Here is a 13772-nt window from a genome sequence, read left to right as displayed (position 1 = left end):
GGTTATTGTTATCAACCAGTTTATTTGCTCATAGATTCGACAACTGCTGCAATTTTTTGCGCACTGTCTATGACTATTTTTTCTTGTTCGGCTTCAACCATAACACGTACTACCGGTTCGGTGCCTGATTTACGAAGTAAAACACGGCCTTTGTCGCCTAAAGCTTGCTCTACTTGCGCAACCGCATCTTGTACTTCTGGTGCTTGTGTGGGATCTGTGCCAGGTGTGTAGCGTACATTAATCATTTTCATTGGGTACTTTGTGAAACCTGCCCCTAAATCTTGTAATGTACGATTTTGAGCCACCATTGCAGCCAATACCTGAAGGCTCGAAATGATACCATCGCCTGTGGTGATTAAATCAAGATTTAATACATGCCCTGAGCTTTCACCACCAATTTTCCAGCCTTTTTGCTGCAGCATTTCCATAACATAACGGTCGCCAACTTTACTGCGTGCAAATTCAATGCCTTTTGCTTTTAATGCATTTTCAAGCCCCATGTTCGACATAACCGTGCCAACAACACCACCACCTAGCATGTGATCTTCAGCCGCTTGGCAGGCAATAATGTAAACTAAATCATCACCGTCAAATACACGACCGTTATGATCAACCATCATTACGCGGTCGCCGTCACCATCGTAAGCAATACCTACATCGGCCTTGTGCTCTAGCACTTTGCGCTTTAACGTATCAACGTGTGTAGCACCACATTCATGGTTTATATTCACCCCATTAGGCTCGCAAGCATGAGTAATCACTTCAGCGCCTAGCTCACGCATCACCGACGGTGCAATATGGTAGGTTGCGCCATTGGCACAATCTAGTACAACTTTTATACCTTCAAGTGATAAACCTTGAGGGAATTGGCTTTTACAAAATTCAATATAGCGCCCATCAGCACTTACTAAGCGCGAGGCTTTACCAAGCTTATCGGAGGCAACACAGGTCATTGGTTCATCAAGCATCGCTTCAATTTGTAGCTCAACGTCGTCGTCCAGTTTTAAGCCTTGGCCATTAAAAAACTTAATTCCGTTGTCGTAATAAGGGTTATGCGATGCACTAATTACGATACCCGCTTCGGCCCTAAACGTCTGCGCTAGATAGGCAACTGCAGGCGTCGGCATTGGCCCAAGCAATACAACATCTATTCCTGCGGCGATTAAACCAGCTTCAAGCGCGGTTTCTAACATGTAACCTGAAATACGGGTATCTTTACCTATAATTACTTTTTTTGTTCCACTAAGTGACAAAACTCGGCCAGCGGCCCAGCCTAATTTCATTGCAAACTCAGGGTTAATTGGCGCTGCGCCCACTAAACCACGTACCCCATCGGTACCAAAATATTTTCTTTCGCTCATTATAAAGCTCCTTTTTCGCATGCCTGGAGGACACCAAGCACATCTGCCGTTTCTTTTACATCGTGTACACGAATAATTTTTGCGCCATTTTGCGCGGCAATTAGCGCACCGGCTAAGCTGCCCGCTAATCGCTCATCTGTTTTTCTGTTTAGCAAATTACCTATCATCGACTTGCGTGAAAGACCCGCTAAAAGTGGTAGTTCAAACTTATTGAATGCATTAAATTTAGCCAGTATTTCAAAATTATGCTCAAGGGTTTTGCCAAAGCCAAAACCCGGGTCGAGGATAAGTTGCTCTACCTTAATACCCGCTGTTTCGCATGCCTTTATACGCTGCTCAAAAAAATGGTTAACTTGCGCTAATAAGTCAGTATAAGTGGGCAAATTTTGCATTGTGCGGGGCTGCCCTTGCATGTGCATCAAGCACACTGCAACATCAGGGTATTTAGCGAGTGTACTTAGTGCACCTGGTTCTTGCAATGCACGCACATCGTTAACTATATCTGCACCTGCTAAAATGCCCTGCTCCATAACCTGCGCTTTACTGGTATCTACCGATATAACACAGTCACTTTTAGCTCTAATGGCTTTTATTGCAGGTATCACACGTTTAAGTTCATCGTCTAAACTAACATCTGGTGCGCCTGGGCGTGTAGATTCACCGCCAATATCAATAATAGTTGCACCCTCATCTAACAACTGCATTGCCTGCCTTACCGCGTGCGCTGTATCTAAAAACTTTCCGCCATCAGAAAATGAATCCGGAGTCACATTTAAAATACCCATCACACATGGTTTTTCTAAATTTAATTTACGCCCGCGGGGAAGGTTTATTGTGTTAGTCATCGCCAACCTTTGAGTTATTTGATACAAAAAAGCCCCGAAGTACGGGGCTTTTAAAACATTATTTTAACGATTATTCAGCTTTATCATCAAGGTTTGTTTCATCTTTTTTCGATGAATCATCCGGTTTTTGGCTTTCATCAGCCGGCTTTTCTTGAGGTGCCACTGTTTTAGTTGGCTTATCGTCTAAACGGTCATGTGCATCTCGTGGTTCACGCACAGGCTGACGCGCCATTAAATCATCAATTTGTTTAGCATCAATTGTTTCGTATTTCATTAATGCATCTTTCATCGCATGAAGAATATCAATATTTTCTTTTAATATATCTTCTGCTCTTTGATAATTGCGGTCAGAGAATAAGCGTACTTCAGCATCAATGACTTTAGCTGTTTCATCAGACATGCTCATTGCGCGACCACCGCCGCCGCCCATGTACATCTCGTTTTGATCTTCAGCGTACAGTAACGGACCTAGTTTTTCACTCAAGCCCCACTGCGTTACCATTTTACGTGCAATATCTGTTGCACGCTCAATGTCGTTACTCGCACCCGTAGTTACTTTGTCTTCGCCATAAATAAGTGCTTCAGCAATTCGGCCACCGTAAAGGCTAGAAATCATTGACTCTAAAAGCTCTTTAGAATGGCTAACACGGTCCTGTTCAGGTAAGTACATGGTTACACCAAGGGCACGGCCACGTGGAATAATCGACACTTTATAAACTGGGTCGTGCTCTGGCACCATACGGCCAACAATAGCATGTCCTGCTTCATGGTAAGCCGTCATTTCTTTCTCTTGCTCACTCATCACCATGGTCTTGCGCTCTGCACCCATCATGATTTTGTCTTTAGCAGCATCGAATTCAGCCATACTTACAACACGCTTATTACCACGTGCGGCATAAAGTGCAGCTTCGTTTACAAGGTTTGCTAAATCAGCACCAGAGAAACCAGGTGTACCACGTGCAATAACTGCCGCTTCTACGTTATCGCCTAATGGCACTTTACGCATATGTACTTTAAGGATTTGCTCACGGCCACGAATATCAGGTAAGCCAACCACTACTTGACGGTCAAAACGACCAGGACGAAGCAATGCAGGGTCTAGTACGTCAGGGCGGTTAGTTGCCGCTATAACAATTATACCTTCGTTACCTTCAAAACCGTCCATTTCTACTAGCATTTGGTTTAGTGTTTGTTCACGTTCGTCGTGTCCACCGCCCATGCCAGCGCCACGCTTACGCCCTACAGCATCAATCTCATCTATAAAGATAATACAGGGTGCAGCCTTTTTAGCTTGCTCAAACATATCGCGTACACGAGATGCACCAACACCAACGAACATTTCAACAAAGTCAGAACCTGAGATAGTGAAAAACGGTACTTTTGCTTCACCGGCTACGGCTTTAGCAAGTAATGTTTTACCCGTACCAGGAGGACCTACCATTAGTACACCCTTAGGAATACTACCACCAAGTTTTTGGAACTTAGAAGGGTCACGTAAAAAGTCTACTAACTCTGTTACGTCGTCTTTTGCTTCATCGCACCCTGCTACATCAGCAAAGGTTGTTTTAACTTGGTCTTCGCTCATCAGGCGCGCTTTGCTTTTACCAAACGACATTGCGCCTTTTCCGCCACCGCCTTGCATTTGACGCATAAAGAATATCCACACCCCTATAAGCAGCAACATTGGGAACCAAGAAATAAAAATACTTGCTAAAAACGATTGTTCTTCAGGCTGAACGCCTTTCACATTTACATCATTTTTAAGTAAATCATTAATTAAGTCTTCATCGTACATTGGCATTGTGGTTTGAAAACGCTCACCACTGCTTTTAGTACCGGTTATATTACCCGTTCCACGGTCAATAATAACTTCTTGTAAAGAGCCGCTACGCACGTCTTTTACAAATTGAGTGTAACTTGTTTGACGATCAACTTGATCGCCACCATTAAAGCTCTGAAATACTGACATTAGCACAACTGCAATAACCAGCCAGAGTATTAGATTTTTCGCCATATCGCTCAAGGGGTTAACCTCTTGTATCCAATTAATTTAAATTCAACTAAACGCCAAGCAACTGTACTACAGTTTGTAGCCGGTCGCTACTATATATACTTCCCGAGAACGGGCACGTGAGGCATCAGGTTTGCGTATTTTCACTGCTTTAAAACTATTACGAACGTCTTGCAAGTATTGATCAAAGCCTTCACCTTGAAACACTTTAACAACAAATGCACCATTTTTCTTTAATACTTGATGACACATATCAAGTGCTAATTCTACCAAATACATGCTACCCGCTTGATCTACCGAGTTATTCCCGCTCATATTTGGTGCCATGTCAGAGAGTACCACATCAACATTTTTACCATCAATGCGTTTTAACAATGCATCAAGTACGGCTTCTTCACGAAAATCGCCTTGTAAAAAGTCGACCCCCGCAAGTGAGTCCATGGGTAATATGTCACACGCAACAACCTGACCTTTATCAGATACTTTCTCGGCTAAGTATTGTGACCAGCTGCCAGGTGCAGCACCTAAATCAACAACGGTCATACCAAAGCGAAGCAGTTTATCTTTATTTTGGATCTCATCTAATTTGAAAACAGCTCGAGAACGCCAGCCTTTTTTTTGCGCTTGCTGAACATATTGATCATCAAAATGTTCTTTCAGCCATCGCTTTGAACTGGCTGAATGTTTTTTATTTGTCATAAATTAACACGCAACTAATTAGTAATATTCTTTAGATGGCGTTAGAATACCCTTAATTCAAGCCATATTCAGCAAAATTTGTATAAACATGACATTATCAAACAAACAAAAGCAGTTTTTAAAAGGCCAGGCGCATAGCCTTAAGCCTGTAGTTTTACTAGGTTCTAACGGTTTAACCGAGGGCGTAGTCGTTGAAATTCAAAGTGCATTAGAGATTCACGAATTGATTAAAGTAAAAGTACCTACTGACGATCGTGAAACAAAAGCACTTATTTTTGATGCAATCGTTCGTGAAACCGGCGCTACTAAGCTACAAACAATAGGTCACACTGTTGTATTGTATCGTCAAAGTGCAGAAAAAAAGATTCAATTACCACGTGCATAAGTTAATTGTGCAGTGAGCTTTTTATAAAAAAACCAGCATTAAGCTGGTTTTTTTATTATAGGTGCTTAATTATACTTTTTACTTTTAAAAAATAAATTTAAAAGTACGGCTCTGTTTAAGCAATTTAAGGCCTGTTTTATTTAGTGCGTTTGTATTTTAATAAACGGTCTAAAAATTCAGTGGTTAATTCATTTATAACGCCGGTCTCCGCGTTTACAATCAAGCTAAACCCCACATTTAAATGCGGTATAACAACCAAATCACTACGATAGCCTTGCACCCAACCACTATGATAGTACAGCGTTTCATCGTTATAGTTATAAATACGCCAGCCTAAACCATAATAAGCTTGTTCTAATTTCCTTTTCCATACGCGTCTATAACGTTCTTTTTTTGTAAGTGTATAAGGGCGTGCTTGTGTAGCAAGTGCTTCTAAAGAAAGTACATCTAGGTTTTGCCCTAATTGCGCTTTTAACCATTTTGCCATATCGGTTGCGCTTGCATTTACGCCCGCAGCTGGGCCAACTTTATAATAGTTTTTTTTCAACTTGGCTGTGTACCAACGTTTTTTTCCTCTAACGTGCGGCAATGCATAATTTTTATCCTGCACCATTGCATCATAGCCTAAGCTGGTATCTCTCATTTTTAATGGTGTGAAAATCCCCTCTTGCAGCCACTGATCATATTTTTTATTGGTACTGCGATAAATTACATCATCAATTAAACTAAACATCACATTCTGATACCCATAGCATTGGCCGGGTTCGCAAATGGGCTTTACTGTTAATAGCTTTTCGACAATATCGGGGTAACTCATTCTTGATTCGATTAAATTGTCATATGCATTAGGGACCAAACCGCTGGAGTGGCTTAATAAGTGAAACACTTTTAAATTGTCTTTATAAACAGTGTCTTTAAAGGCAGGTATATACTCGCTTACCGGTTTAAATAAATCGATTACCCCTTCACTTGCAAGCTTTGCAGTTAACGATCCAGCAAAGGTTTTTGACACCGAAGCCAACCTAAAGCGGGTGTGGCGATTAACCTGTGTACCACTTCTTGCCTTAGTGCGGCCCATGGTGTGAATATAATCAGCGTTACCAATACTCACTATAGAGAGCGCAGCGCCAGGTATACCTTTACTGTTAAGTTTTTTTTCTGCGTAGCGTCCATACTGTTTTACGAATCCATCCCAGTTTGAGTCTGCTTTAGCTATTGCCTTAAGCGGAAGAGATAGACAAATAGCGACCCAAACATACATAAAATTAGTGAGATACTTCATTCGTTACAAATTTATTCTTTTTTAACTACATCTATGAGCATAATATCATGAAGTTTTAGTGGGACTAACGTACAATGTTGCGATTATTGGCTTTTTAAGTGGATGTTAAGTAGTTATGCGTTTTATAGTTGTATCACTTTTTATATTATTATCAGCAGGTTGTGCAATTACCAAACAGCCGGCCGAGCCTTTGGCTTTACCGTTAAAGCCAACATTAAAGAGCGAAACTTACCAGCTTGAGTATAAAACAGAGCACGCATCGCCAAAAGTTAAGTCTGTACAGTTACCGGCGCACAAAGTAACACGCGGCCAAACAGTGCGTATTACAACAGATAAAGCAAGCGTAACAGACACACTATTAAAACAAATAACACAAGCCTTAAACGATAAAGGCTTAGAGGTAACTGATAATAAAAGCAGTGATTACACGCTCGCTATTCATCAGTTAGACCTAGCATTTACTGACGATACCAAATATGCGTTAACCCAGCCTGAAAACCCTTACCCTTTATTTGTAAAAGTAGCGCAGCAATACCCTACTCAGCAATGCGCCACCATACTCGCGCAAGTAAGTATGCGCATTACGCACCGTGCTTCAGGCGATGTGGTATGGTTTGCAAAATCATCAATAGACAGCGCAAGCTTCCACCGTGAGCCTTTATTGTTTAGCTTTGCCCAAGAGCAAAAAATTACTAATGAGTTAGAAGTCGCAACATTTGTACATCAGCAAAATACCGAGCAAGCCCGTATAGCGCGCGCAGGTAAAGAAGTAACTGTACCGCCTTTTAAAACCATTACTAAATTAAGCAGCTTAACTAAATTACAAGGTCCATGTACGCGTACCGAAGTGAGCGCCTTAACACCTATGATGCAATATTACTTAAGCAGTATTTTAATTGACAAAATAAAAGTGCAATAACGTAAAAAACTACATTTTTTTACAGATTCAAGGATTCACTTACTAATATACTACGTTTAATAACACATAATAATTAGGTCCCCAGGGATGAAAATCGCTTTCTTACAGCATACTTTAATTAATAGCGTATTGCTTTGCGCCAGTTTTTTGAGCTTTCAAAGCCAGGCAAGCAATCGATACTATGCTGATAACACGCTAGAGCCTACCCAAGGTTTTGCGTGGGATTGGAGCGCTGGGGCTGGTTATTATGTAGAAGACTCTTACCTAATTGGCCTTGACTCATACGACGATGGTATTGAACTCGATTTAAGCCTGGCTATTTCCTACGAAAACTTTTACCTCGACTTTGATCATAACCAGTTAAGCGGCGGTTTAGTCGTCGGTTACAGCCTTATAGATAAATTTGATTGGGGCCTAGATATATTGGGCACTAATACACAAGCCGGATTTGACGAAAAAGGCTTAGGTTTTTACAACCATGGTGTAATAGAAGAGCTTGCGGGTATAAAATCGCGTAATTACGATTTTGATGCCGGACTTAGATTAACGCGCCGCTTTGAAAACTCGCAAATTTCGTTTGAGTTTTTACATGACATTACAGGTACACATAACGGTTGGGTATTAAACACCTTTTTTAGCCACATTTTGCCATGGCGTAATTGGGAGTTTAGATCAGGGGTGGGTATAAGCGCTTACTCGGGCAGTTTTACAAACTATTATTTTGGTATAGACGCCGACGAAGCCACCGCTAATCGCCCTATTTACACCCCGAATGGCAGCACCAGCATTATGTTTGAATTTCATGCTGAGTACCCTATATCTCAAGATTGGGTATTTTTGTCTGGCTGGTTAACAACGTGGTTTTCAAAAGAAATAGACGATAGCCCTATTATTTCACAAGGGTATCAGCATAAAGCCAAGGTAGGCCTGCGTTATGTATTTTAAATGGATCTGTTTATTATTGATCTTCCCTGCTATTTCATCTGCTAAAACAACAGATAAAACAGCCCCCTTAATTGCGCTTCCAGACACCTGTGTAGCACTGCGTGAAGGCCGCAATTGCTATGCTGATATTACACTTAGTTGGCAACAGCCGACTATTGGAAACTACTGCTTACGAGACGCAACATCAAAATATATTATGCAATGTTGGTTAAAACAACAACAAGGCGTATTCGAATATACATTTGACTCCCAGCACAGTATTTCTTTTGAACTGTTTGATAGTAATACAGCCCAAATTATTGCCACCACTGAAGTTAAACTTCAGTGGGTTTATCAAAATAGACAAAAAAAACGCCGTTGGCGCCTATTCTAATCTACTAAGGAAGCTTTATGGATAATTACGGCACTATTTTATTAGTCGAAGATGACGCCTCTCTAGCCCAATGGGTGGCAGAGTACTTAACCGAACAAGGCTATACGACCCATGTTTGCCACCGCGGTGATGAAGTTATAAGCCAAGTAAAAAACTTAAACCCTAACATTGTGCTACTCGACATTATGCTACCAGGCCAAGACGGTATAAGTGTGTGCAGAGAACTACGTAGTTTTTACATTGCCCCCATTATTATGTTGACCGCCCGCGATGATGAAATGGATGAAGTTATTGGCTTAGAAGTAGGGGCAAGTGATTACATCATGAAACCAGTGCGTCCTCGCGCATTATTAGCCCGTATTAAAGCAGCGCTGCGCCTGAGCAGTGAACCAACTAAAGTGCCCAATGACAGTGTGATAAAAGTAGGCGAACTCAGTATCGATACTCAATCTCGCAGTGTAACATTTAACAAGCAAGATATTACTATTTCCAGTGCTGAGTACCTGTTACTACACTATTTAGCAAGTAATGCAGGCCAAGTGGTTTCGAGGGATGCAGTGTTTAAAGCAACGAAAGGCCGTGAGTATGATGGACTTGATAGAAGTGTGGATGTATTAATCTCCGCGCTTCGCAAAAAGTTTCATGATGACCCTCAAAACCCAGAAAAAATAAAAACAATTTGGGGGCGTGGTTATTTACTTGTTGCCACTGCGTGGGAAGAGTGACCGTGGCGCTTTAAATGAAAAAATTTTACATTTCACTACTCGGTAGTGCGCTACTATCTATTGTTGTATTGGGCTGGCTAATTGATGCATTTAGCCAACAAACACAAACACCCCATGATGAATTTAGCCTACAAAGCCAAATGATCAACGGCTTTAGTAAGCATTTAGCTAATGTAGCTACCTCTGAACGCGCAGCTTATGTAAAGCAATTGGCAAGCGACTTTAATGTAAAACTCGATTATAAAAGTAATGAATCTCTTGCATTAACCCCGCCCTTAATACTACAGATGCATGCCCAAAGCGGGCTTATTTTAGAAGACCAACAAGGTTTTTATATGCTCTACAGCAGTGAAGTGTTGTCGCCTTATCATCTTTCTATGCGCCTAGATAAAGGGGTTGAGGCAGATCAACGCAACGATATAATACTTACTTTGCTGTTTTATGCAGGGCTATGCGTTTTTATGGGCTTTATTATTGCCCCACTTGCCAAACGCTTAACTGTGTTAAACGAAGCGGCTAAAAAATTTGCCGCAGGTGATGTGCAAGCGAGAATAAAGGTCTCACACTTTACCTATATAAGAGACGTTGAGCTTACATTTAACCGCATGGCAAGCCAAATAGAAAAGCTCGTGGCGGAGAATAAGTTAATGGCATCGAGCTTATCGCACGATATCAGAACCCCTATCGCTTGTTTGCGCTTTGGCTTAGATGCCGCTTTAGAGACGGAAGACTTGTCTAAAATTCAGCAGTACCTTGGGCGTATGGAAAACGACCTCGACCATATGGAATCGATGCTTAAAAGCTATTTAGCCTTTGCAACACTTGAGCAAAATGCCAATCAACTTACCTACTCGCAAACTCATTTATCGCACTATCTTGAGGACTTACTCACCCAGCTTTCGCCAAAAATTGAAACCAGCCACCTCAAAGTACAATTAAATAGCAGTGACGATATAGTTTTTGCTGATTTACATTGGCTTGCTCGGGCTATTAGTAATTTAATTGGCAATGCCTGCGACTTTGCAAAAGACACTATTTATGTCAGTGCAAAGCGTGATGAGCATTATTTATATATTACGGTTGAAGATGATGGACCAGGCATTGCACCAGAGAACTTTAATAACGTTTTTAGCCCATTTTTTAGAGAAGAGAGCCACCGTAACCGTGCTGATAAAAGTTATGGTTTAGGCTTAGCAATCGTTGCCAAAGTGGCAGATTGGCATCACGGCAGTGTAAGTGTTAGTAAAAGTACGCGACTTAACGGGGCCTGTTTTACCCTTAAAATTGGTCAGCACCACGATACGTAAAAAAATATTTACTAACATTTATTACACAAAATCAATTCCTTATTCTAAACCTGTTGATAACATTAATTAAATGCATCGCGCGACAGACACATCAGACGATAATTATTGTCACAATTGGGTAAATAAGTGCTTTTTATTTATTTGCAATTCCAGTAGATTGTCTGCGCCGTCAAAAAATAGAGAAGTACAACAATATGAGCGCAGTTAGAGGTGAGTTTAGCTCTCGCTTTGGATTTATAATGGCCGCCGCAGGCTCTGCAGTAGGTCTAGGTAATATTTGGGGGTTTCCGACCCAAACAGCAAGCAATGGTGGTGCAGCTTTTTTAGTCGCTTATTTGATACTAGCGTTTTTTTTAGCATACCCAGCACTTATGGCTGAGCTTATAATTGGCCGACACGGACAAGCTAATGCGGTATCTTCTTTAACAAAAATAACATCACACACGTGGCAAAAGCGCTTTGCTTTTATAGTTGGTTTTGGCGGAATTTTATGTGCGGGCTTTATTTTAAGTTTTTATGCTATTGTGGCAGGCTGGATGCTCAGCGCTACAGTCGAGCCTATCACTACGTTGGCTGGCGCAAACGGGGCTTCAACGTGGCTAAGTGAGCAGTCACTTTCACGAAACATCATTTTTACAGTGATATTTATTATACTCACCGTGGCTATTATTAGTCGTGGCGTAGAAAACGGCATAGAAAAATGGTCTAAGCGCCTAATGCCCGCTCTTTTAGGTATTTTATTTGCCCTAATTGCCTACGTTATGACTCAAGAAGGTGCTATGCAAGGGCTAAAAGCCTATTTAGTGCCTGATTTCTCATCGATATTTGATGCAAACTTACTCGTAAGTGCACTCGGCCAAGCGTTTTTCTCATTGTCGCTAGGCACCAGCGTGATGATTATTTATGGCTCTTACATAAGTAAAAAAGAAAACCTAGTTACACTGGGCGCTTATGTAACGTTAATAGATGTGTTTATCGCGTTTGTAGCGGGCCTTTTAATTATACCCGCCATGTATGTAGCACAAGCACAAGGCGTAGAAATTTTTTCATCTACTGGCACACTTCTTTCTGAAGACACATTAGTATTTCAGGTATTGCCAGCTTTATTTGATGGTATGGGCTCAGTAGGTTTATTTATTGGTTTTGCATTTTTTGCCCTAATGAGCATAGCCGCGCTTACCTCTTCTATTTCAATGTTAGAGGCGCCCGTGTCGTATACTGTGGAGCGCTTTGCAATGAGCCGCCTGCAGGCAACATGGTTAATTGGTGCGCTAATAAGTGCAGTGAGCATTACCATAGTATGTAACTTAGGCAGCTTATTTGGTTTAGTGATCACCTTAACAACTAAAGTCGCTCAGCCTTTACTTGGCTTAATGTGTTGTATTTTTGTTGGCTGGATTTGGTACCGTGGCTCGCTGCTAAAAGCAATACAACAAGGTAACCCTGAGGTTCATAACACGCTTTTTTGGAAAATATGGCCTGTATACACAAAGTTTGTGTGCCCTATAGCCATTGGCGCTGTGTTTTTACACTCAGTGTTAAGTTAAAACGTTTTTTAACTAACCTGAGTTCAGGTTAAATACTACATTAAGCAAAAAGCCCATGCATTAAGTGGGCTTTTTAATAGCTTAAATTTATCCCTAATAAATTAGTTTAGAGTATTTAACACCATATCCTGATGGGGGATGCCATCTTCTAGGTATTGCTCTCCTACTTCTGCAAACCCAAAAGAGCGATAAAATGCTAACAAATAGGTTTGTGCACCTATATAAATAGGGCGCTGTGGCCACTGCTTTTTACAACATGCTATAGCCGCATTGACAAGCTCAGTAGCCCGCCCTTTACCACGCTCACTTTTACAAACCAGTACGCGACCTATAGCACTGTACTGCTCACTTTTTTCATAGCACCGAGCATAAGCTAATAAATAATTATCTGAAATTGCATATAAATGCTGAGTACTAGCGTTAATGTCTACGTCATCGAGTTCAGGGTAAGGGCACGTTTGCTCTACTACAAATACGTCAACGCGACCGCGCATTATCGTAAACAAAGTACGCGAATCAAGCGCATCAAAATGCGCACATTTAAACGACATATAAAATCCTAAAATAAAAAACCCAGCTTGAGCTGGGTTTAATTAAACTACGGCATCACTTAGGCAAACAAACGCTCTAATTGGTCGCACAACTGCGATAAATTAACATGGTCGTGCTCTATGGTTAAATCAACATAACCATCGCCTCTAAATGCTCTATCCAACTCGATTAGAACATGTGTTTTGTGTGCTTCTGGTACAAACGATAATTCAATTTCTTGAATACCAAATAAGCTGCGGCTATTGGGCTTATACTCTAACTCTTGATAACACCCAGAAACCGACTGAAAAGTAGGCGCGCGTAAATGGCCTTTTTCAACATCAGCTTTTAATAAACTAAACCCTAATTTATCCATTGCTTGCATACAGGTTTTAACGGCTTCGTTAGGGTAAATATGCAAATGGTCTTTATCTGTTGGATCTAGTGCTAAATCAATATCAAGGCCCGTTTCAATCCATACATGTGATTGGTTGTAGCCGGCATTAATTTCGGTAATTGGCGTTTCTGGATGAAGGCGCGCTTCAAATGGAATACTTTTAACTTCGCCTGGCTCAACAGTGCCTATGTCGGTTATACGCCACTGATCAATCACGTGGTTAGTAAAGTATTCACCATCTTCGCCATCAACTTTAACGCGTGTCATTAAAAACAAATCAAGACCCGCGATTTCTTGAGCCACATCGCCTGCAGTTATAACGATATTAGCGTTAAAAAGTTGTCCCGGCTGAAGATGCTCAGTTTCTAAAATTGTATCTACTTTTGCAGCGCCAATACCAACCGACGCTAAAATCTTTTTAAACATATCTATCTCCTTAAGCTGA

General features: G+C 41.1%; 14 protein-coding genes. 7 read left to right on the top strand and 7 right to left on the bottom strand.

From position 1 onward, the window contains the following. Positions 1–20: 20 nt before the first annotated feature. The 4 genes from glmM to rlmE form a co-directional block, all read right to left on the bottom strand. Positions 21–1361 carry a phosphoglucosamine mutase gene (gene glmM, locus CWC16_RS05290; RefSeq protein WP_138540789.1) on the bottom strand — a complete coding sequence of 447 codons (1341 nt, stop codon included), beginning with the start codon at positions 1359–1361 and terminating at the stop codon, positions 21–23. After that, a complete protein-coding gene (folP, locus tag CWC16_RS05285; RefSeq protein ID WP_138540788.1) occupies positions 1361–2206 on the bottom strand; it encodes a dihydropteroate synthase in 846 nt (281 codons plus the stop codon). The genes glmM and folP overlap by 1 nt, the downstream gene beginning before the upstream one ends. Positions 2207–2276: 70 nt before the next feature. Continuing rightward, positions 2277–4220 (bottom strand): ATP-dependent zinc metalloprotease FtsH, encoded by a 1944-nt coding sequence (gene ftsH / locus CWC16_RS05280; RefSeq protein ID WP_138540787.1) that lies wholly within the window; start codon positions 4218–4220, stop codon positions 2277–2279. A gap of 66 nt (positions 4221–4286) precedes the next feature. Next, positions 4287–4916, bottom strand: coding sequence for a 23S rRNA (uridine(2552)-2'-O)-methyltransferase RlmE (gene rlmE / locus CWC16_RS05275; RefSeq protein ID WP_138540786.1), 630 nt, complete (start codon positions 4914–4916; stop codon positions 4287–4289). Between the two features lie 88 nt (positions 4917–5004). Here rlmE and yhbY point away from each other — a divergent pair, with 88 nt between their 5' ends. After that, positions 5005–5301 (top strand): ribosome assembly RNA-binding protein YhbY, encoded by a 297-nt coding sequence (gene yhbY / locus CWC16_RS05270; RefSeq protein WP_004587346.1) that lies wholly within the window; start codon positions 5005–5007, stop codon positions 5299–5301. A gap of 136 nt (positions 5302–5437) precedes the next feature. Here yhbY and CWC16_RS05265 read toward each other — a convergent pair whose 3' ends face one another. Next, complete coding sequence (locus tag CWC16_RS05265) at positions 5438–6583, bottom strand: serine hydrolase domain-containing protein (RefSeq protein ID WP_138540785.1); 1146 nt, start codon at positions 6581–6583, stop codon at positions 5438–5440. 115 nt (positions 6584–6698) lie between these two features. On the opposite strand from CWC16_RS05265, the gene CWC16_RS05260 reads away from it, so the two are divergent. The 6 genes from CWC16_RS05260 to CWC16_RS05235 all read left to right on the top strand — a co-directional run bounded on the left by CWC16_RS05260 (position 6699) and on the right by CWC16_RS05235 (position 12399). Further along, on the top strand, positions 6699–7502 hold the full coding sequence (locus CWC16_RS05260; RefSeq protein WP_138540784.1) for a hypothetical protein: 804 nt from the start codon (positions 6699–6701) through the stop codon (positions 7500–7502). Positions 7503–7589: 87 nt separating this feature from the next. Further along, positions 7590–8447, top strand: coding sequence for a MipA/OmpV family protein (locus CWC16_RS05255; RefSeq protein ID WP_138540783.1), 858 nt, complete (start codon positions 7590–7592; stop codon positions 8445–8447). After that, positions 8437–8820 (top strand): DUF3019 domain-containing protein, encoded by a 384-nt coding sequence (locus CWC16_RS05250; RefSeq protein ID WP_138540782.1) that lies wholly within the window; start codon positions 8437–8439, stop codon positions 8818–8820. The genes CWC16_RS05255 and CWC16_RS05250 overlap by 11 nt, the downstream gene beginning before the upstream one ends. 17 nt (positions 8821–8837) lie before the next feature. Continuing rightward, a complete protein-coding gene (locus CWC16_RS05245) occupies positions 8838–9545 on the top strand; it encodes a response regulator (RefSeq protein ID WP_138540781.1) in 708 nt (235 codons plus the stop codon). A gap of 14 nt (positions 9546–9559) precedes the next feature. After that, positions 9560–10852 (top strand): sensor histidine kinase, encoded by a 1293-nt coding sequence (locus tag CWC16_RS05240; RefSeq protein ID WP_138540780.1) that lies wholly within the window; start codon positions 9560–9562, stop codon positions 10850–10852. Between the two features lie 194 nt (positions 10853–11046). Then, the gene (locus tag CWC16_RS05235; RefSeq protein ID WP_138540779.1) at positions 11047–12399 is read left to right on the top strand and encodes a sodium-dependent transporter; all 1353 of its coding nucleotides are present in this window, start codon (positions 11047–11049) and stop codon (positions 12397–12399) included. 101 nt (positions 12400–12500) lie between these two features. Here CWC16_RS05235 and CWC16_RS05230 read toward each other — a convergent pair whose 3' ends face one another. Both CWC16_RS05230 and CWC16_RS05225 read right to left on the bottom strand, forming a co-directional pair. Then, the gene (locus CWC16_RS05230; protein ID WP_138540778.1) at positions 12501–12950 is read right to left on the bottom strand and encodes a GNAT family N-acetyltransferase; all 450 of its coding nucleotides are present in this window, start codon (positions 12948–12950) and stop codon (positions 12501–12503) included. 59 nt (positions 12951–13009) lie between these two features. Further along, entirely contained in the window at positions 13010–13753 is a 744-nt protein-coding gene (locus CWC16_RS05225; protein ID WP_055014066.1) for a sporulation protein, read from the bottom strand. Between the last annotated feature and the right edge of the window lie 19 nt (positions 13754–13772).

The organism is Pseudoalteromonas sp. S3776 (assembly GCF_005886915.1).
Classification (GTDB): domain Bacteria; phylum Pseudomonadota; class Gammaproteobacteria; order Enterobacterales; family Alteromonadaceae; genus Pseudoalteromonas.
The sequence above is the reverse complement of the archived record's forward strand: the minus strand, read 5'-3'. Positions and strand labels throughout refer to the sequence as shown.

Excerpts from the sequence above, each read along its gene's own strand:
- glmM (WP_138540789.1), bottom strand. The coding sequence starts at position 1,361 with ATGAGCGAAAGAAAATATTTTGGTACCGATGGGGTACGTGGTTTAGTG.
- folP (WP_138540788.1), bottom strand. The coding sequence starts at position 2,206 with ATGACTAACACAATAAACCTTCCCCGCGGGCGTAAATTAAATTTAGAA.
- ftsH (WP_138540787.1), bottom strand. The coding sequence starts at position 4,220 with ATGGCGAAAAATCTAATACTCTGGCTGGTTATTGCAGTTGTGCTAATG.
- rlmE (WP_138540786.1), bottom strand. The coding sequence starts at position 4,916 with ATGACAAATAAAAAACATTCAGCCAGTTCAAAGCGATGGCTGAAAGAA.
- yhbY (WP_004587346.1), top strand. The coding sequence starts at position 5,005 with ATGACATTATCAAACAAACAAAAGCAGTTTTTAAAAGGCCAGGCGCAT.
- CWC16_RS05265 (WP_138540785.1), bottom strand. The coding sequence starts at position 6,583 with ATGAAGTATCTCACTAATTTTATGTATGTTTGGGTCGCTATTTGTCTA.
- CWC16_RS05260 (WP_138540784.1), top strand. The coding sequence starts at position 6,699 with ATGCGTTTTATAGTTGTATCACTTTTTATATTATTATCAGCAGGTTGT.
- CWC16_RS05255 (WP_138540783.1), top strand. The coding sequence starts at position 7,590 with ATGAAAATCGCTTTCTTACAGCATACTTTAATTAATAGCGTATTGCTT.
- CWC16_RS05250 (WP_138540782.1), top strand. The coding sequence starts at position 8,437 with ATGTATTTTAAATGGATCTGTTTATTATTGATCTTCCCTGCTATTTCA.
- CWC16_RS05245 (WP_138540781.1), top strand. The coding sequence starts at position 8,838 with ATGGATAATTACGGCACTATTTTATTAGTCGAAGATGACGCCTCTCTA.
- CWC16_RS05240 (WP_138540780.1), top strand. The coding sequence starts at position 9,560 with ATGAAAAAATTTTACATTTCACTACTCGGTAGTGCGCTACTATCTATT.
- CWC16_RS05235 (WP_138540779.1), top strand. The coding sequence starts at position 11,047 with ATGAGCGCAGTTAGAGGTGAGTTTAGCTCTCGCTTTGGATTTATAATG.
- CWC16_RS05230 (WP_138540778.1), bottom strand. The coding sequence starts at position 12,950 with ATGTCGTTTAAATGTGCGCATTTTGATGCGCTTGATTCGCGTACTTTG.
- CWC16_RS05225 (WP_055014066.1), bottom strand. The coding sequence starts at position 13,753 with ATGTTTAAAAAGATTTTAGCGTCGGTTGGTATTGGCGCTGCAAAAGTA.